Origin of the sequence: Pseudomonas sp. FDAARGOS_761 (genome assembly GCF_013343155.1) — a bacterium.
Classification (GTDB): Bacteria; Pseudomonadota; Gammaproteobacteria; order Pseudomonadales; family Pseudomonadaceae; genus Pseudomonas; species Pseudomonas aeruginosa.
In genome coordinates this window covers 1,241,998-1,260,380 of sequence record NZ_CP054572.1, presented here as the reverse complement: position 1 = coordinate 1,260,380, position 18,383 = coordinate 1,241,998, and the positions used below count along the sequence as shown (strand labels likewise).

Here is an 18,383-nt window from a genome sequence, read left to right as displayed (position 1 = left end):
ATAGCAATACCCGTGCCTAAATTTTTTTCATTTGAAAATCAAAGCGTTGCGAAACGACCTGTCAATCATCCGACAGGTCGTCGTCGCGCCGGCTCATGCCGTACTTGCGCATCTTCTCCACCAGCGTGGTGCGGCGGATGCGCAGGCGTTCGGCGGCCCGCGCGACCACTCCGCCGGCATCGTCGAGGGCCTGCTGGATCAGGCCCTGCTCGAGGTTGGCCAGGTAGTCCTTGAGGTCCAGGCCTTCGGCCGGCAGCATCGCCGGCGCGTCCATTCCCGGCAGCCCGGCGTTGATCGCCGCGCGCTCTTCCAGCTCTTCGCGCAGGCTGCTGGCGAGTTGCTCGTCCTCGTCGTCGACATGGCGGAATTTCTTCGGCAGTTCGCCGACCCCGATCACCCCGTAGGGATGCATGATCGCCAGGCGCTCCACCAGGTTCGCCAGTTCGCGGACGTTGCCCGGCCAGTCGTGGCGGCAGAGCGACATGATGGCCGCCGAGTTGAAGCGGATCGACCCGCGCTTCTCGTGCTCCATCCGCGAGATCAGTTCGTTGAGCAGCAGGGCGATGTCTTCCACCCGCTCGCGCAGCGGCGCCATCTCGATGGGGAATACGTTGAGGCGGTAGTAGAGGTCTTCGCGGAAAGTGCCGTCCTCGATCATCTTCTCGAGGTTCTTGTGGGTCGCGGCGATGATCCGCACGTCGACGTTCTGCGTCTTGTTGCTGCCGACCCTTTCGAAGGTGCGCTCCTGCAGCACGCGCAGCAGCTTGACCTGCATCGGCAGCGGCATGTCGCCGATCTCGTCGAGGAACAGGGTGCCGCCGTTGGCCAGCTCGAAACGTCCGGCACGACTGGTGATGGCACCAGTGAAGGCGCCCTTCTCGTGGCCGAACAGTTCGCTTTCCAGCAGTTCCGCCGGGATCGCCCCGCAGTTCACCGGGACGAAGGGCCCCTCGCGGCGCTTGGAATGGTAATGCAGGTTGCGCGCCACCACTTCCTTGCCGGTGCCGGACTCGCCGAGGATCAGCACGCTGGCATCGGTATCGGCGACCTGCTGCATCATCTGCCGCACCTGCTGGATCGCCCGGCTGGTGCCGACCAGGCTGCGGAACAGGTTCGGCTCGCGGGAGCGGCCGCGCTCGCGGGCCTGGTCGTACATCTCGCGGTAGACCTGGGCGCGATGCAGGGAGTCGAGCAGCTTGTTGTAGCTGGGCGGCATCTCCAGGCTGGCGAGCACCCGGCGGCGCAGCTCTTCCGGCCAGTCGGCCGGGGCCGGCTCGCCGATCAGCAGGATCGGCAGGTACTCGTCCCAACTGGCCAGTTGCTTCAGCAACTCTACCGCCCCGCCCTTCGACTCGACGCTGCCGAGCAGCACGCACAGGGCTTCGCGACTGTTGCTCAGGCCCGCCGCTACCTCTCGCCAATCCTCGCTGTTGCAGGTCAGCTGATCTTCGCCGAGGAAGTTGAGAATGACTGCCAGGTCGCGACTGCGATCGAGATTGTCGTCAATCAGCAAGAGTTTGGTTTCGCGCCACATTTTGATCAGCTGCCTTGCATCGAATGGGTCTCGCTCGACCCGAAAGAGGGCTGGGACTAATGCCTATTTCTAATAAGCAGCCAGCATTTGGCCACTAGTTAAGTCAAATGTGAACGATTAGTCAATTTTATGGCGTGTTTTTTTTGCTGTTTCCGACAGGGAGAGGCAATAAAAAACCCCTACAGACCGCATGGAAAGCAGTACTGGCAGGGGTTTTGGGGGATATGTAAATTTTTCCGAAAAGCCTTGCGCCAAAGTAACGGCACAAAGCCATGAAAAACTTATCCGAACATCTGGTAGACCTTGGCGCCTTGCTTCGACTGGTTCAGCTGGATCAGATCGGTGGCCAGCTTGCGCTGCTCGCCCTGGCAGACATCGATCAGCTCGCGATACAGCGCCAGCAGCTCTTCCATCCGCGCCCGCAAGGTGGCTTCGTCCTGTACATCGAGCATCGCCTCGTCGACGGCCTGGCGGCAACGCTGGTCGAGTTCACCGATGGCCTCCCAGTTCTGGCTGGCCAGGGCAACGCGCAGGGCGCTACCGGTTTCTTCAAGGATCTGTACAGCTGCACTCATTGCTTGGTCCCTCTGGGGATGCCTCTCAGGGGGCAATCGCATCCCAACCGGATTTGATGTTGCGCAACAGCTCGGAAACTTCCTCGAGCTTGCCCGCGTCGTTCTTCAAGTTGGCTTCCGTCAGGCGCATCGACATGTAGGCGTAAAGGCGGTCGAGGTTGACTGCCAGCTCGCCGCCCGCCTCGAAGTCGAGCCCTTCGCGCAGGCCACCGACGATGGCGATGGCCTTGCCGATCAGCTCGCCCTTCAGCGCCACTTCGCCGCGCTCCAGGGCTCCGCGGGCCTGCGCCATCCGGGTCAGGCCGCCTTCCATCAGCATCTGGATCAGGCGATGCGGGCTGGCATCGATAGCCTGAGCCTGGGTACTGACATTCTGGTATTGCCGCATGGCTGCCATTGCGTTCATCGACGGTTGCCTTGTTCGGTGACTGATACGCTCTATATCGGTCGGCTACCGCGATTCTTTAGCGCCGTTCGCTGTCTTCGCCCTGCGCTTCGGCGCTGCCAATGGCATCCCAGGCGTGCTTGATCTGGCCCAGCAGCGCCTCGACCTCGTCCAGCGGACGCGGTGTGTCGTCCAGCGCGACACCAGCCAGGCGGCGGGTCATGTAGTCGTACAACGCATCCAGATTGCCGGCTATCTCGCCGCCCTGCTGGTGATCGAGGCCAGCCTGCAAGGCGCCGATGATCGACAACGTGGTGCCTACCGCTTCGCCGCGCAGCGCCGGGTTGCGCTCCAGCACCGCGCGCCGGGCCAGGGCGATGCGTTCGAGCGCGCCGTCCAGCAGCAGCTTGACCACCTGGTAGGGCGGGACGTCCTGTGCGCTGCCTACCTGCCGGTAGGTATCGATAGGACGCGACATCAGCTTTTCTTCACAAGGCCAGGCAGGCTGCTAAGAGCCTGGGCCATGCGTCCGCTGGTCTGGTTGAGCTGGCCGATCAACTGGTCCATGGCGGTGAACTGCTTGAGCAAACGATCCTGCAACTGCTCGACCCGGCGATCGAGCGCTTGGCGCTGGGTATCCACCGACTTGATGGTGTCCTGCAATCCATCCAGGCGCTGCTGGAGCACACCGCCGGTCTGGGTGTAAGGCGTGAGCTTGTCGTCGAGACGCTTCATCAGGCCGGTATCGCCGGTGAACAGAGCGGAAACCGACTCGAACTTGTCCTTCAGAACCTTGTCGAGTTTCTTGTCGTCGATCTCCAGGGTGCCGTCTTTCTTGGTGGTGATACCCATGTCGGCGAGCATGCGAACATCGGTACCTTGCCCCGGCTGGACCATCTCGTTGCGCATGGTGGTGAGCAGGTTGCGCACGCTGCTGTCACCGACCAAGGCACCGACCACGGGAGCCTTGTCGTCGCCCACCTTGGTCACGCCGGTCAGTTCCGAAGTCACGCCGACCAGCTTGTTGTAGGCCTCGACGAACTTCTTGATGTTGTCCTTGACGCCGCCACGGTCCTGCTCGACCGAGATGGTGATCGGCTTGTTGGTGTCGGTGACCGTCTTCAGCTCGAAGGTGACGCCGTTGATGACCTTGTCGACCGTATTGGTCGGACTTTCCAGGGTCAGGCCGTCGATGCTGAACTTGGCATTCTTCGCCTGGGTGATATAGCCGCTGCTGCTGGAGGACGTACCGTCCAACTGGGACAGGGTCAGCTTGCCATCGGCGCCGACGCTGCCGATGTTGAAGTTCTCCAGGCCGGAACTGCCCTGGACGAACACGTCCTTGCCGGCGCCGGAATCCTTGCCGGTGAAGACCAGTCGCGAGGTTCCGTCTCCAGGGTTGTTGACGATGTTGGCGGTGATGCCCTTGTCCTTCAGCTGCGCGTTGAGCGAGTCGCGCACTTCGGCGAGGGTCGCGCCCGCCGCGACGTTTACCGTGACACCGGCATCGTCGGCACCCTGCTTGATGGTCAGGGTTCCGCCGGAAGTGGTCTTGTAGCCATCGGCAAACGACGCGGTGGCCACCTTGCTGACGCTGGCCAGCTGGGTCACTTCGAGCTTGTAGATACCCGGCAGGGCGTCCTTGGTGGCGGTGGCGGTGGCGAACTTCTCGTCGCTGGTGCTCGCCGAGCGCTTCTGGAACAGCTCGGGCTTGTTCAGCTCCTTGAGGGTGGTCTGCAGGTCGGAGATCGCGCTCTTGAGCTGGCCGATGCCGGTGAACTTGGCGGTGGTGTCGCTTTCCAGGCGCTTGAGCTGCGCCTCCTTCGGCGCCTTCTCGGCCGCCACCAGGGTGGAAACGATGTTCTTGATATCAAGGCCCGAGTTGTAGCCGTTGATCGTCGTACTGTTCGCCATCTTGCTTCACCTCGTCAGCTCATTGACGCTTTGTCCTTCCAATTCCAACAGACAGTCAAAAGACGTGCCAATTCCGCTCAGGCTTCCGCCTTGAACAGCAGGCTGCGCGCTTCGTCCAGTCGCTCTGCCAGGCGCAGGGCCTCTTCGGAAGGGATTTGCCGGATGACTTCTCCGGAAGTCGAATCGGTCACCTTGACCACTACCCGCCCCGTGGAGTCGTCCAGGCTGAAACTCAGATCACGGCGGATGCTCTGGGTGAACTTCTCGATGGAGGAAACCGCCTCCTCGACCGCAGCGCGTTGCTCCTTGTCGCCCATCCTGACGTCGCCCGTCCGTTGCGCGCTTGCGCTGGCGGCCGCCTCGCCGGCCTGGCCGGCCGGGCGTGCGCCATCGGAAGAAGACGCCGAGCCGAACAGCCGGATTACCGGAGCAGCCGTCGAATTGTTGACATTGCTGACGTCCATCGTCGCTACCTCTCAATGAGATACGAGGGGAAGCGCGCCAGCGCTCCCCCTCGTGACTTCACCTTGACCTCGCCGAAGCTTAGCGCAGCAGGCTCAGAACCGACTGCGGCAGCTGGTTGGCCTGGGCCAGGATCGCGGTGCCGGCTTGTTGCAGCACTTGGTTCTTGGTCAGGTTGGCGGTTTCGGCTGCGAAGTCGGTGTCTTCGATCCGGCCGCGAGCAGCCGATACGTTCTCACCGATGTTCTTCAGGTTGTTGATGGTGTTGTCGAAGCGGTTCTGCACCGCACCGAGGTCGGCACGCTGGGCGTCGATCTGCTTGATCGCCTCGTCGATCACCAGCACGGCGGACTGAGCGCCCTTCGCGGTGGAGATGTCGATCTTGGCGACGGTGTCGTTAGCCTCGGTGAACGTCGTGGTGCCTGCCGCGGTGCCTGCGCCGGTGCTGCCGGTGTCGGTGATGGCTACGCCGGAAACCGCACTGGTAGTACCATCCGCACTAGCCTTGGACACGTAGCTGATCTGCGCGCCGTCGGTGAAGGCACCGATGCCGACGTTGGCGTCGTTGACCGCAGCGGCGATCTTGGCAGCCGCCTGCTCGGCGGTTTCGTTGCCCTTCATGTCGACCTTGACGTTCACGGCGCTGCCGCCAGTGATGCCGATCGCGATGTCGACGGTGCCCGAAGCGGTTGCAGCAGTGACCGCACCGCCGCCAGTAGCCGTGAAGTAGGTGCCGTTCAGCGACTCTGCACTCATCTCGTCGATGCCGACGCTGATGATTTCGTTGGCGGCCGAACCCACCTGGAAGCTGGCGACGCCGAAGGAACCGTCGAGCAGCTTGCGGCCACCGAAGGTGGTGGTGTTGCTGATACGATCCAGTTCTTTCTGCAGTTGCTTCACTTCGCCATTCAGAGCGGTACGCTCGGAGTCGCTGTTGGAGCCGTTGGCCGACTGCAGGGACAGGTCACGCATACGCTGCAGGATGTTGGTCGACTGCTGCAGGGCGCCTTCAGCGGTCTGCGCCAGGGAGATACCATCGTTGGCGTTCTTGGTAGCCACGTTCAGGCCGTTGACCTGGCTGGTCAGACGGTTGGCGATCTGCAAACCGGCGGCGTCGTCCTTGGCGCTGTTGATGCGCGAACCGGTGGACAGACGCTGCAGCGAAGTGTTCAGCGACGCGGAAGAGTTGTTCAGGTTCCGCTGAGTGTTCAGCGAAGCGATGTTGGTGTTGACGGTCAAGGCCATCTTGATGCCCTCCAAGGACGATATGTTTGCCTGAGCTTGCGACCTCGGGTGGGCATCGCCCAGGCACCCCTAAAGTTCGCATTCGTGATCTTTATCGGCGCTTCCCTGGGGAGCTTTAGGTTTTTTTTTGACCATCCTCGTTTTTCATGCATCGTCCCCGTCGGAGGGGTTCGCGCAAGGCCTCCCGAGCGCTGCGGACAGCGCGACGGAAAGCCCCGTCGGCCGCTCAGTCCGGCATCCAGGCGCGATACCAGGCGCGCAAACGCTCGCCGTCGAGCATCCAATCCGCCAGCACCCGTTCGCGCAGGTGATCCCCTGCCCTGGCCGCGGAATCCAGGTCGCGGGTATGCATGCGGATCGCGTCCACCCAGTCGCGGAAACGGTTCTTCACCCGCGTCACCGGCAGATCGTCCTGGTAGCAGCGCACGTCGCTGCAGACCACCGGGAAACCGCAGGCGCCGTATTCCAGCAGGCGCAGATTGCTCTTGCACTCGTTGAACAGGTTCTGCTCCACCGGCGCCAGCGCCAGGTCGAGATCGAGAGCCGCCAATGCCCGCGGATAGCGTTCGATAGGCACCCCCGCATGCACTTCCCTGACGAAGGGACGGATGGACGGCGGGCACATGCCGAAGAACACCCAGTCGACTTCGTCGGCCAGTTCCCGGACCACGTCGGCGATCAGTTCCAGATCGCCGGTATGGCTCGAGCCGCCCGCCCAACCGACACGTGGCCGCTCGCCGCGCCGCCGCTGCGCCCGCAGCCCCTGCCACCACCCCACCGGCAGGCGGTTCTCGATCACCCGGATATCCGGGTGGAGACCGGCGAAGGCCTCTGCCAGGGCCGGCGTCGACACCACGAAGCGGTCGACGTAACCCAGCCCGCGACGCAACGTGCGCAGGATGTCCTTCGGCAGGTGCTGGCGATGGGCGCTCTTGAGGGGCACGTTGGGCAGATAGTCGTCCAGCTCGTAGACCTTGAAGGCTCGCGAGAACGCCTGCATCCGCCGCATGGCCTCGAGACGCTCCTCGCCGACCTGGCGCTGCAGCACCAGTACGTCCGGGTCGTAGCGCTCCAGATCGGCCACGTGCATCAGGCCGATCGACAGCGCGCCATCGATGGATGCCGACTCGCGCAACGCGCTGAACGGCTGGATCACCCGGTAATGGCCGCAGCCGAACAGGTCGGCGGGGTGCGCCAGGACAGTGGGCAAGGGCCGCCACCCCTGCAACGGGCGCCAGGCCAGCTGCGGGTCGGCCAGCTTGAAACCGCCTTCGGCCTGCAACGAAAAGCCCGGGTTATAGGCGGGATCGCGTGCCAACAACGGTAGCCAGCGCGCGTACAGCGCATCTTCTTCCTCGACGCTCGCCGCCGTCGTGGCAGGCGCATCGAGCAACAGCCGCGCACGCGGCGTCCATACGTTCAGGTAGCCCGCCTGGACCGCCCGCAGGCAGATGTCGACATCGTCCCAGCGCGTCAGCGCCTCGTCGAAACCGCCCAATTCGAGGAACAACTCGCGGCGCATCAACAGGCATTCGCCAGCCACCGCCGAGTAGTTCTGGTCCACCTGCAGGCGCTGCAGGTAACCGGCGTCCTCGTGCGAACGCCCTTCGAAGGCCCGCCCGGCCGGTCCGCACAAACCGAGCAGCCAGCCGGCGTGGCAGACCCGTCCGTCCGCCGCCAGGAGCTTGGCGCCTACCGCGCCGACTTCCGGACGCTGGCCATGGTTGAGTAACTGCTGCAGCCAGTCCTTGTCGAGGATGCCGCTGCCGGCATCGAGCCAGAGCAGGAATTCGCCGCGCGCCCGGGACGCCGCCAGGTTGCGCAGAGCCCCACGGGACAACTGCCCATCGCCTCGCAGCACCCGCACCTGCTCGACGCCCATGCCCTCGACGGCGAGCAGCCATTCGCGAACGTCGGCCGCTTCGCCACCCTGTTCCAGCAGAAGGATCTCGTAGTTGGGATAGGCGGTATTCTCCAGCACGGTTTCTACGCAACGCTGGAGCTGCGCCAGGCGCTCCCCGGCCAGCACCAGGATGCTGACCGGCGGTTGCCCGGCGTGGCCGTAGTCCAGCTCGTAGCGCCCCGGCAGCCGGCTTCCGACTGTTGCCTGCGCGTAGCCACGGGCGCGCAGGTGGCCTTCGATCGCCGCACGCTCGGCGGCGCTGTCCTGCAGACGCAGCGCTTGGCCAGACAGCAGTGGCTCGCTGATGTGTCCGATACAGCCCAGGCCCCGCTGCTCGACGAGACGCAACTGGTAGGCCAGCTCGAAAGCCTCGCCGGCGGTCTCGTCGAATCCGCCCGTGGCAAGCAGCGGCTCGCGGCGGAACAACCAGTGCCGGGACAGGCCGGCGGGGAAACTGAGCAGAAGGTCGAGATTCAGGTCCGGGCGCAACGCCGCGCCCAGCTCGCCGTCATCCAGGCGCATGAGTTCGTCGGCATACACCGCCTGGCAGCTCTCCGGTGCCGCCAGCAGGTCCAGCGCCGCCACCAGCAGGCCGCTGACAGTGAATTCGACGCCCGCTTCGACCAGGAGCAACCAGTCGGTATCAAGCCGGGCAAGCGCCTGGTTGATCGTCGGCACCGGCCCCACCTCTGGATCGAAGAGCATCGCTCCGTTCCGCGGACTCGTGCCCAGCGGCGCGAACAGGTGGCTCTCGACACGTGGATACGAATTGACGTGCTCCAGGCTCTGCAGGGTACGCTCCACGGCCTCGGTATCGCCGTGGGCATCGAGCACCAGCACCGCGAAGCGCGGCCCACCACCCTGCTCCTGCAGGAATCGATCGATCAGCACCTTCTGCACCGCATCCGGCCGCCGCGCCTCCAGCCAGGTCGACAGCGTGACGCTACCGAAGCCCGCCGCCCGCCTCAGCGCGGCGAGCAGGTTGACCGGCTTGAAGACACGGGCGTCCAGGCGGGTGATCGGTGCCACCCGGACGAAGCGGTTGTCGCCGGCCTGGCGATACCAACCCAGTTCGCGGATAGCCAGGCGGAAGTCGGCATGGCCCTGCTCGCCGATACCGGGCTGGTCGCGCCCGATCTGGCTGAACTGCTGGCGGGAGACGCGGAAACGGGTCAGCGGCCGCGACAGGAACGCCAGGTCGCCACGCTGTAGCAACTGCGCACACATGGCCAGGTCGCCGATCCAGTCGATGGCCCGGCCGTTGAGCATCATCAGGCGCTCGCAGATCTGCAGCAGCGCATCGCGCCGGGCCATCAGGCAACTGGGTTCGCCGATGAAGTTGATGGTGTGGTCGGCGAGGAACGAGACCAGCTCGCGACCGTCGATCAGGACGTCGCCGGCGAACGGGAAGCAGGTCGCCAGGATGTCCGGCAGCGGCTGCCCTTCCTCGTCGATACGCAACCGCCGCGACGAGGCCAGGACCACGTTCGGCTCGCGCTCCATCGCTCCCACCAACGCCTCGACGCACTCGGGAAGCAACACGTCGTCGTCGTGGAGAAACTTGACGTACTCGCCCTCCGCCAGGCGGATGCCTTTCGCCGTGCTACCCAGCTCGCCGAGGCGCGTCTCGTTGCGGAAGTAGCGGATCGGGAATGCCGCGGAGGCGCGCTTCTGCTCGACCAGCGTGGCGATCCGCTCGTCGCTGCTGTCGTCGCAGATGATCAGCTCCAGGGCCGGATAGGTCTGCCCGAGCACGCTGTCGAGGGCGTCCTCGAAGTACTCCAGCTTGTAGGTCGGCATGACGATGCTGACACGAACGTTCGCGCTCATTGAGCCATTCCTGAGTAATTGGTGCAGCGCATGGTGATCGGAAGGGCCGGGCCATGGCCCTTCGTGTCGCCGCTCCCGGTCTCGACTCCCCGCGGCGGAGCATCTGCTCCGACGAGCGCGTCAGCGCCCTTCACGAAGAGCATCGGGCCAGTCGACATAGAGGATCGTGTCGTAGAAATACAGCGAGTAATGGCGCAGGCGCAGCCGGGCTCCCGCAGCGATCCCGTCGATCGCGGCGACGATGTCCAGCAGGTCCTGCACATGGTGGTAACAGGTGATGGCCATGCGCGGCCGGCACTCGTCGATCAGCCGCGCGGCCCCCCGCAGAACCCGTGCCTCATGGCCTTCCACATCCATTTTCAGCAAGGTCATGACATCGAGGACATCGTCGAGCCGCACGCACGGCACCTGCACGGTGCCGTCTATCTCGACCCTGCTTCCCATGGTGCCGTGGGCTGCGAATGCGAGATGGCCGCCGGTATCGGACACCGCCTGGTTATGCAGATGGAGACCGACACTTCCAGCAAGCGACGCATGCATGAGCCGGTAATTCGCCGGATCAGGCTCGAAGGCATGGATCGAAGCATATTCATGACGAGCCGCCAGCATGAACTTCTTCACCGTATCGCCATCGTAGGCACCGATATCCACGTAATGCTCGTCGCTTCGCAAGACGATCGGATGCTCGGGGCCCCGGTACAGGGAAAAGTATTCCTGCTCTCCCGGACACAACACGTCCAGCAACGCAGCGCGGTTGCCGTCCAAACGCAGGCGCATGATGGCTTCCAGGGTCTTCCGGCTTCGCTCGTCGGCCAGGCGCTCGCGCAGCGAGACGAACTCGGCGTGATGCTGCATCGCCAATTCGCGAGTCAGCGCGCCGGTCTGGTAGACCAAAGGAATATCCAGCAGGTAGAGAAGCTCGGGCAGATCGAGGGTGATGCATTGCGCAGTCTTCGCCAGGTGATCCAGCGTCAGCCAGGTAGGCAGCGAATAGGCACAATTCACTGCGGGTTTCCCTGCGTGGCATGGTTCCTTCAACTGGGCGGTAGGAATCACCTGGTCGAAACCATCGGGAACGCTATTGCTGGCGAAAAGCACATCGTCCACAGCAATCAGGCGAACCCCAGGCAGACGCTGCGACAAACCGGCAACCACCTGTGAGCGGAACACCCCTCCAAGATAGGAAGTAGGCACCAGCACCAATAGATATCCGCTCCGTTCGCATCGCGAAAGGAAGTCCGCCTGCGTCATATCGTTTCCCGCCATCATCGACAGCTCCCCGCTCATAGGATGCGTGCCCCATCGGGCATGAGTTCATCGTAAAAGGAGTAATTGGGTAGTTCCCGGGGAAGCCTGCCCGGCAACAACCATTCGCAGTGTCGCCCCACCCGGGTGTCGGCGAGCGCGACGCTGCCCGCACCCAGCGTGCTGCCCTGGCCGATCTCCACTCGCCGTCCCAACTGCACGCCAGCGAGCAGCGTGCTACAGGTTCCGACCCGGCAGTCCTCCTCCACCAGGACCTGCAGCTCCAGCCAACTGCCAGTGCCGATGCGGGCAGGACCGGCGAGCACGCAACCGGCGCCGACGAACACGTTGCCCAGCAGTCGCACGCCTTCGCCGACGATGGCCTGAGGCGAGACGATATCGAATAGCCGGTAGCCCGCCAGGCGGATATCCGCGATGAGCTTGTGGCGGGCGTAGTTCACCGCCCGCTCGTCCAGCGCCACGAATACTTCGCTTTCCGCAGCGGGGTAGCGTTCGAGCAGAGGCGCAATATCGAAGTTGTGTCGATCCGCAGCATTCAGCTCCAGGACCCGGTGTTCCAGTCCCCGTTCCCGCGCAGTACTGTCCGCCCGTTCGAGCGCGCGCCCTTCCCCGACGATGATCGCCTGCTTCATGCCCTCTCCCCCAGTACCTGCGCGCGATACCACAGGTGCTGGCGCACCAGCTGCACCTCGTAGTCGCCGTGCATGAACGGCGGCGAATGTGCGCCCAGCCCCTCCTGGAGGCGTTCCAGGACCAGGGTGTCCTCGCCGATCACGTTACGCTCGCCGCGAATCAGGGTGCTCAGCAAAGCGCTGAAATCGGTCTTCGGATCCTTGCGCCGAGCAGTCATCATCCACAGGTGGTAGTCGGTCTCGCCGGGTGCCACCGGATCGTACTGCTGGAGCAGGAAGTGCTCGCCACGGACGCTGCAGAAGTTCACGTTCGGGTAGATGAACCAGTTGTAGTAGGCGTGCTCGTCGCCGTAGCCCTCACAGAGGTCGGAGAACCAGCTCTTGTAGGGCTGGATCGGCGCCTTGGTGGGGAAGCTCAGCGAACGCAGCTCCGGCGTTTCGCCTTCCTGCAGCAGGCGCAGCACCTCGGATGGCACCGCAGCCTCGCGTGCCAGACCGCGCACCGGGGCGGTCATCACCGGGAGGAAGGTCTTCGGATGGACGAAAGGAACATGGTTGTAGTCCTTCACGTTCTCCATGTTCAGCTTCCAGTTGTAGCGCACCTTGTGGCAGCTGTAGATCAGCCGCGTATCCAGGTGCGAGGAGACCTCCCGCAAGGTTTCCAGGAATCCATCGTCGAACTGCTCGCGCAGCGACAGCGGGTCGTCCGCCAGGTTGACGAACAGCAGTTGCCCCACCTCTTCCAGGTGCAGCTTGCGCAAGCCGATCCGCGCCCGCTCCTCGGCGCTGAACTGGTACAGACTGGAGTTCGGAATGCCCTGTAGCTGCCCCTCGGCGCCGAACGACCAGGCATGGTACGGGCAGACCAGCGGTCGCTGGCCGGTGCATTCGGTCTGGATGGCCGACAGACGATGCGGACACTGGTTGAGAAAGGCCCGGATGCCGGACTCGGTACGCTGCACCACGACCGGCACGCCGGCGATCTTGCGGGTGAAGAACTGGTTGCGCTCGCGCACCATCGAACTGAAGCCGACGAAGATCCAGAGCCTGCCGAACAGCCTTTCGCGCTCCAGCGCGAGCGTCTGCGGCTCGGTGTAGTGCGCTGCGTCCAGCGCATGGCGAGTCATGTCCACATCCACAACCTTCACTTGCTGAAAATAACCCGGGCCGGATTGCCGACCACGGTCTGTCCGGCCGCCACGTCCTTGAACACCACCGCGCCCATGCCCACCACGGCGTCTTCGCCGATACTGACGTCGCGGGCGATCATCGCCCCGGAGTTGATCACCGCACGATCGCCCACCTTCACGTAGCCGGCCAGCAGGCAGCGCGGGCCGATGTGTACATAGTCGCCGATGACCACGTCGTGGCCGAGCATGGTTTGCTGGTCGATGAAACCGTAGGCGCCGATACGGCAGTCCACGCCGCTGCTCACGTCGTAGCCGAAGAAGGTCGGGCCGTAACTGGTCCGCACGCCAAGGGTGCAGCGGGTGCGGATAGCGACGAACTCGGCGCCCTTCGCCAGCAGGCATGCGACCTGCTTCTGGCGACTGAGCGGATCGCCGACCGCGGCGACGAACAGTTGGTCAGGCTCCGCGACGAAGCTCTCCGGATACCCGAGCCACGGGTAGTAGAGCGACTCCGCGACCGCGTCGGGGCCGCGCTCGTCGAGAAACCCGCCGATCACCCAGTCGATGCCGTGACCGTAGTCGACCTGCAGCTGGGCCAGCACCTGACGCCCCAACCCACCGGCGCCGAGGATGATGATCCTCTTCATTGCATCGTCCTCAACTGATGGTCAGGCCGCCGTCCATCACCAGGGTCGTGCCGGTCACCCAGCGGCTGGCATCGGAAAGCATGAAGATAGCGGCGTTGGCGATATCCTCGGGCTTGCCGAAGCCCATCGGGTGGTTGCTGCGTTGACCGTCCATCGAACCGACCGTCTGGGTGGCTGCATCCAGAAGCGGTGTTTCCACCAGTGATGGAGACAGGCAGTTAACCCGGATGTTGCGCTTCACCACTTCCATGGCCAGGCAGCGGGACATGGCGATCAGAGCGGCCTTGGTTCCCGAGTATGCCCCCACTCCGGCAACCCCGATGTGGGCGGCGATGGAAGCGATGAACAGGATCGAACCGCCGGGCGCTACCAGGTTGCGTTTGAGCAACGCCTGGGTAAGCAGCATCGGCGAGTCGACATTGATCGACTGGACTTCATGCAAGTGCGCTTCGGTCATCATCCGCACTGGACACAGACGGGAAATACCGGCGCTATGCACCAGTCCATGGATTTCGCTGTCGACAGCCGCTACCACCGCAGCGCGCTCCTCGGCTACCCGAAGATCGGCCTGGACAGCACGGTGCGGCAGCTCCGAGATCGACTGCAAGGTTGTCAGGCATCCATCCAGGCGGGTCTGGTCACGTCCGGTAACGATCAGCTCGGCGCCCATCCGCGCGCAGCTCTGCGCGATGGCCAGGCCCAGGCCGGAGCTGGCGCCGGTGACCAGGATGCGCCTGCCCGACAGGCTGAAGGGATTGAAGGAAGTCTCGTCGTTCACTTGGCTGATTCCGCGTTCAAGGCTCTCAGGATTCGATCAGGTCGGGGAACTTCGCCCCTTCGATATCCACCAGGCAGGTACCCCAGGACAGGCCGATACCGAAGCCGCAGAGCAACACGCGATTGCGGCCGGCCTCGAGCTCCCGGTTGATCCGCGCGGTCATGGTCACCGGCAGCGAGGCGCCGCTGGTGTTGCCGAAGTCGCGCAGGGTCGAAGGCACCTTCTCTACCGGCAGGCCGAGCTTCTTGCGGATGGTCTCGTTGATCATCCGGTTGGCCTGGTGGAAAACGAAGTAGTCCACTTCGTCCTTGCTCGCACCGGCATAGTCGAGCAGCTTTTCCACCGCCGGCGGTACGCGCTGGGTGGAGAAGCTGAGCACGGCGGTGCCGTCGAGCTGCAGGTCGATGGCACGGTGCCAATGGTCGTTCTCGTCCTCACGGAACGGCAACAGGTGCTGCACGCCGACCGGTTCGCGATGGCCGCCTACCGGCAGGATGATGGCCTTGTAGCCGCTGCCGTCGCTGTTCAGGTCGAAATGCATCGGCGGCGCGCCTTCGCAGAACTCCAGCGCCGTCGCGGTGCCCGCGTCGGAGAAGATCGGATCGTTGACACTGGCGCCGCGGTCGCCGACCAGCACAAGGCCCTTCTTCACCCCGCCGGCGGCAATCAGCGAACCCAGCAGGTTGAGGGCGAACGGATAGGCCGAGCAACCCAGGTTGACGTCGAAGGCCACGGTGGAATGCGGCAGCCCCAGGCGGTCCTGGAGGATGATCGCGGTAGCCGGCGCCAGGTAGTCGGGAGACTGGGTCACGACGATCAGCGCATCGACCTCCTCGCGCTTCCACTCCAGGCTTTCCAGCAGGCGCTCGGCGGCGTCGAAGGCCAGGTCGGAGAAGCACTGCCACTCCTGCGCCATGCGCCGCGTCTCGATGCCGATGTTGCGCACCAGGCGTTCGCGCTCGGCGCGCAACTGCGGCTTGCAGTCGGTCAGGTTGGAGATAACGCGCTTGGGGACGCAGGTCGCCATCCCGGCGAAACGGACGTTCTTCAGCGTGGAGGTGGCCATGGTCAGAGTCCGAGCATCTGGTAGAGGTCGCCCACCGTGCGAGCCTTGATCAGGTCTTCGCCGGTGATGGTCTTGCCGTATTCCATGTCGAACATGACGATGACCCCGAGCGCGGCCAGCGAGTCCCATTCCGGCAGGTCTTCGAGCTGGGTGTCCATGCTGACCTCGACGGGATTCTGGAAATCGGTGGCGGAAAGGAAGTCTTCGATGAATTTTGCTTGGCTCATTTCTTGTCTACCTGAGTGAGGCGGTTGTTCATTCTGTTATCGGTCGCGACGGGCTCAACTTGATGCTCGCCGCCGCGGCATGGCGGCGGAAGCGATCAGGCCGGCGACGAACTCGACGTCTGCGGCGGCCAGCCCGGGATAGATCGGCAGGCACAGCACCCGCGAGGAAATCGACCGCGCCACCGGAAGATTGGCGGGCGCCGCCGAGGGCAGCGAATGGTACATGGGGAAGTCGCTGATGAGTGGGTAGAAGTAGCGCCGCACCAGCACATCCCTGTCGCGCAGGCGCTGGTACAGCTCGTCGCGCGAAAGCGGAAAATCGTCTTCCACCAGGATCGGGAAATAGGCGTTGTTGGCGAAGGTCTGGGTACCAGGCCGGAGGCACTGGATGCCAGGGACGCCGGCCAGCAGGCGCCGATAGCGCTCGGCGATCTCCCTGCGCTGCTCCAGGGCCTGGTCGACGTGCTTGAGTTGCAGCAGCCCGAAGGCAGCGCCGACCTCGTTGAGCTTGCCGTTGATGCCGGGCATGACCACCGTGACCTCGTCGACGAAGCCGAAATTCTTAAGGTGGTTGAGGCGTTGCCGGGTGTTTTCGTCCGAGCAGATGATCGCACCGCCCTCGAAGGTGTTGAACACCTTGGTGGCATGGAAGCTGAGGATGCTCAGGTCGCCGTGGCGCAGTACGCTGCCGCCGGCGTCGCGCACGGCGAAGGCATGCGCGGCATCGTAGATGACCTTCAGGTGGTGGATATCGGCGATCCGCTGGATCGCCTCGACATCGCAGGGGTTGCCGTAGCAATGCACCGGCAGGATCGCGGTGGTCTGCGGGGTGATCGCCGCCTCGATCCGCGACGGGTCGAGATTCATGGAGTCCTGGTCGATGTCCACGAAGATCGGCTTGAGCCCGTTCCACAGCAGCGCGTGGCTGGTGGCGACGAAGGAGTACGGCGTGGTGATCACCTCGCCGGTCACCCGCAATGCCTGCAGCGCGGTGATGAGCGCCAGGGTGGCGTTGGCGAAGAGCACGATGTGCTTCACCCCCAGGTACTCGCACAGGGCCTCTTCCAACGCATGGTGCATGTCGCCCCCGTTGGTCAGGAAACGGCTCTCCCAGATCTTTTCCAGGTAGGGGATGAACTCTTCCAGGGGCGGCAGCAGCGGGCTGGTGACCGGGATCGTCTTGTTGTTCATGTAGGGCCCTGATGAATGGATACTCAGGCGAGTAAAGGGCGAAAAACCCGAGCACGCCACTCTATGCAAGGCCCGTACCCAAAGAGCTTGATGCAGGTCAAAGCCCCTGGTCGCGCGGCCCCTGGCTGTTCCACAGGCGCTGCGGCGCGAATCGGCAGTCAAACTTCTGACAAATTCTCCCGTGTTTCCGTAGACCTTGCGGAACATACCCTCCAGCGACACAGGTACAGTCCCTGCGAACGAAAAGGCCCATGACGGAGTCATGGGCCCTGTTCCACAGAGGGACTGTCACTTCAGGTAGTTGAACAGGCTCAACCCCTGGATCTTCACGTAGCTCTGCTGCGCGGCATCCATGATGGTGGACTGCAACGACAGCCGCGACAACGCCTCGGCGTAGTCCAGGTCCTGGATCTGCGACATCACCGACGCATTCACCAGCTTCACATCGTCGATGAAGGTCTCGGTGCTTTCCACGGTATTCAGGCGCGCGCCGATCTTGCCCTGGCCGCCATCCACGGCGGCAGCCACGGCGGAGAGGTTGGTCAGGGCCACCGCCGTCGCATCGCGGATGGCGTCGTTGCCGGCCTGGTTGTCGGTGGAGCTTTCCAGGGCCTTGCGCAGGTCCGACACCACGTTCAGCAGGCTGCGCTTCTCGCTGCCCGGCTTGTAGTTGACGTTGAACTCGTCGCCCGCCTTCGGCGTGCCGTCGATCGTCACGCTGACACCGGCGTAGAGCACCTTGTCGATGGTCTTCGGGTCGTCGTCGATGGCGCCCTTGGACAATTGCCAGGCCGGCGGCGAATTCGGATCGTAGGTGGTCCAGTCATAGCCCGGAGGCAGGCTCTTCGGATCGTAGACCACATACTCCTTGTCGCTGACGAAGTGGATGTTGAAGCCGTCGGTTGCCGCAGGCGGATTGCTCGCCGGGAACTGGCTGTCGAAGGCCAGCTCGTCCTCGACCAGGCCGACCGAGATGCGACCGTCGCCGGTATTGCCAGCCGCCGCCTTGGTATCGAGACGAGCGGCATTGACGATGTCCTCGAACAGCACCTTGCCGCTGTCGCTGACCGGAATCCGCGTGCTGCTGGCGATCTGCACCTCGCGCTGGCTCTCGTCGCCCATGTAGCTGTAGGTGCCGTCCTCGTTGCGCACGAACGGCTGCACCGAGCCCTGGGACCCGGAAAACAGGTATTTGCCACTCGCGTCGCGGCTGTTGAGCAGGTTCAGCAACTCGTCCTCGCGCTGGCGCAACTCGCTGGCCAGCGACTTCTTGTCGTTGGAGTCCAGTGCGCCGTCGCCGGCCTGGCCGGCGATCTCGCGGATGCGCTGGAGGACGTTGCCGACCGAACGGAGGATGGTTTCCTCCTGGCTCAGGCTGTTCTTCGCCTCGGTCATGCCGGTCTTGTACTGCTCGTTCAACCCCTGTTCCTGGTCCAGGCGCAACAGGCGTACCGAACCGACCGGGTCGTCCGCCGGGGTCAGGATGCGCTTGCCGGTGCTGATCTGCTCGAAGGTACGGTTCAGGTCCGCGTAGTTGCGGGAAATCCCGTTGACCGAGTTGTTGAAGGCCTGGATGGTGGAAATGCGCATGGTGGCGG

17 protein-coding genes are annotated in these 18,383 nt (G+C 64.0%); all 17 read right to left on the bottom strand.

What is annotated here, in order from left to right:
* Nucleotides 1-61: 61 nt before the first annotated feature.
* Entirely contained in the window at nucleotides 62-1,534 is a 1,473-nt protein-coding gene (gene fleQ / locus FOC67_RS06010; protein WP_003086448.1) for a transcriptional regulator FleQ, read from the bottom strand.
* A 281-nt stretch (nucleotides 1,535-1,815) separates the two neighbouring features.
* Nucleotides 1,816-2,109 carry a flagellar protein FliT gene (locus FOC67_RS06005; RefSeq protein WP_003086445.1) on the bottom strand — a complete coding sequence of 98 codons (294 nt, stop codon included), beginning with the start codon at nucleotides 2,107-2,109 and terminating at the stop codon, nucleotides 1,816-1,818.
* 25 nt (nucleotides 2,110-2,134) lie between these two features.
* Nucleotides 2,135-2,515: a flagellar export chaperone FliS gene (gene fliS, locus FOC67_RS06000; protein ID WP_009315446.1), complete on the bottom strand. Its 381-nt coding sequence runs from the start codon at nucleotides 2,513-2,515 to the stop codon at nucleotides 2,135-2,137.
* A gap of 58 nt (nucleotides 2,516-2,573) precedes the next feature.
* Nucleotides 2,574-2,972, bottom strand: coding sequence for a flagellar export chaperone FliS (gene fliS / locus FOC67_RS05995; protein ID WP_009315445.1), 399 nt, complete (start codon nucleotides 2,970-2,972; stop codon nucleotides 2,574-2,576).
* Nucleotides 2,972-4,408, bottom strand: a complete 1,437-nt coding sequence (fliD, locus tag FOC67_RS05990) for a flagellar filament capping protein FliD (protein WP_009315444.1) — start codon at nucleotides 4,406-4,408, stop codon at nucleotides 2,972-2,974. Before fliD ends, fliS (FOC67_RS05995) begins: the two co-directional genes overlap by 1 nt.
* Before the next feature lie 77 nt (nucleotides 4,409-4,485).
* Complete coding sequence (locus FOC67_RS05985; protein ID WP_003086436.1) at nucleotides 4,486-4,872, bottom strand: flagellar protein FlaG; 387 nt, start codon at nucleotides 4,870-4,872, stop codon at nucleotides 4,486-4,488.
* Nucleotides 4,873-4,951: 79 nt separating this feature from the next.
* Nucleotides 4,952-6,115, bottom strand: coding sequence for a flagellin (locus FOC67_RS05980; RefSeq protein WP_003086434.1), 1,164 nt, complete (start codon nucleotides 6,113-6,115; stop codon nucleotides 4,952-4,954).
* Between the two features lie 226 nt (nucleotides 6,116-6,341).
* Nucleotides 6,342-9,848, bottom strand: coding sequence for a glycosyltransferase (locus tag FOC67_RS05975; protein ID WP_009315443.1), 3,507 nt, complete (start codon nucleotides 9,846-9,848; stop codon nucleotides 6,342-6,344).
* A 120-nt stretch (nucleotides 9,849-9,968) separates the two neighbouring features.
* On the bottom strand, nucleotides 9,969-11,135 hold the full coding sequence (locus FOC67_RS05970; RefSeq protein ID WP_015503346.1) for an FkbM family methyltransferase: 1,167 nt from the start codon (nucleotides 11,133-11,135) through the stop codon (nucleotides 9,969-9,971).
* On the bottom strand, nucleotides 11,132-11,746 hold the full coding sequence (locus tag FOC67_RS05965) for an acetyltransferase (protein WP_003086429.1): 615 nt from the start codon (nucleotides 11,744-11,746) through the stop codon (nucleotides 11,132-11,134). Before FOC67_RS05965 ends, FOC67_RS05970 begins: the two co-directional genes overlap by 4 nt.
* The gene (locus tag FOC67_RS05960; protein ID WP_009315441.1) at nucleotides 11,743-12,873 is read right to left on the bottom strand and encodes an aromatic ring-hydroxylating dioxygenase subunit alpha; all 1,131 of its coding nucleotides are present in this window, start codon (nucleotides 12,871-12,873) and stop codon (nucleotides 11,743-11,745) included. The genes FOC67_RS05965 and FOC67_RS05960 overlap by 4 nt, the downstream gene beginning before the upstream one ends.
* A 17-nt stretch (nucleotides 12,874-12,890) precedes the next feature.
* Nucleotides 12,891-13,523, bottom strand: a complete 633-nt coding sequence (locus tag FOC67_RS05955) for an acetyltransferase (protein ID WP_003086423.1) — start codon at nucleotides 13,521-13,523, stop codon at nucleotides 12,891-12,893.
* 10 nt (nucleotides 13,524-13,533) lie between these two features.
* Nucleotides 13,534-14,301, bottom strand: coding sequence for an SDR family NAD(P)-dependent oxidoreductase (locus FOC67_RS05950; protein WP_003086422.1), 768 nt, complete (start codon nucleotides 14,299-14,301; stop codon nucleotides 13,534-13,536).
* A gap of 25 nt (nucleotides 14,302-14,326) precedes the next feature.
* A complete protein-coding gene (locus tag FOC67_RS05945; RefSeq protein WP_009315440.1) occupies nucleotides 14,327-15,367 on the bottom strand; it encodes a ketoacyl-ACP synthase III in 1,041 nt (346 codons plus the stop codon).
* A gap of 2 nt (nucleotides 15,368-15,369) precedes the next feature.
* Nucleotides 15,370-15,594 carry an acyl carrier protein gene (locus FOC67_RS05940; protein ID WP_003086419.1) on the bottom strand — a complete coding sequence of 75 codons (225 nt, stop codon included), beginning with the start codon at nucleotides 15,592-15,594 and terminating at the stop codon, nucleotides 15,370-15,372.
* Nucleotides 15,595-15,648: 54 nt separating this feature from the next.
* Complete coding sequence (locus FOC67_RS05935; protein ID WP_003086416.1) at nucleotides 15,649-16,785, bottom strand: DegT/DnrJ/EryC1/StrS aminotransferase family protein; 1,137 nt, start codon at nucleotides 16,783-16,785, stop codon at nucleotides 15,649-15,651.
* 288 nt (nucleotides 16,786-17,073) lie between these two features.
* Nucleotides 17,074-18,375 (bottom strand): flagellar hook-associated protein FlgL, encoded by a 1,302-nt coding sequence (gene flgL, locus FOC67_RS05930; protein WP_003086414.1) that lies wholly within the window; start codon nucleotides 18,373-18,375, stop codon nucleotides 17,074-17,076.
* Between the last annotated feature and the right edge of the window lie 8 nt (nucleotides 18,376-18,383).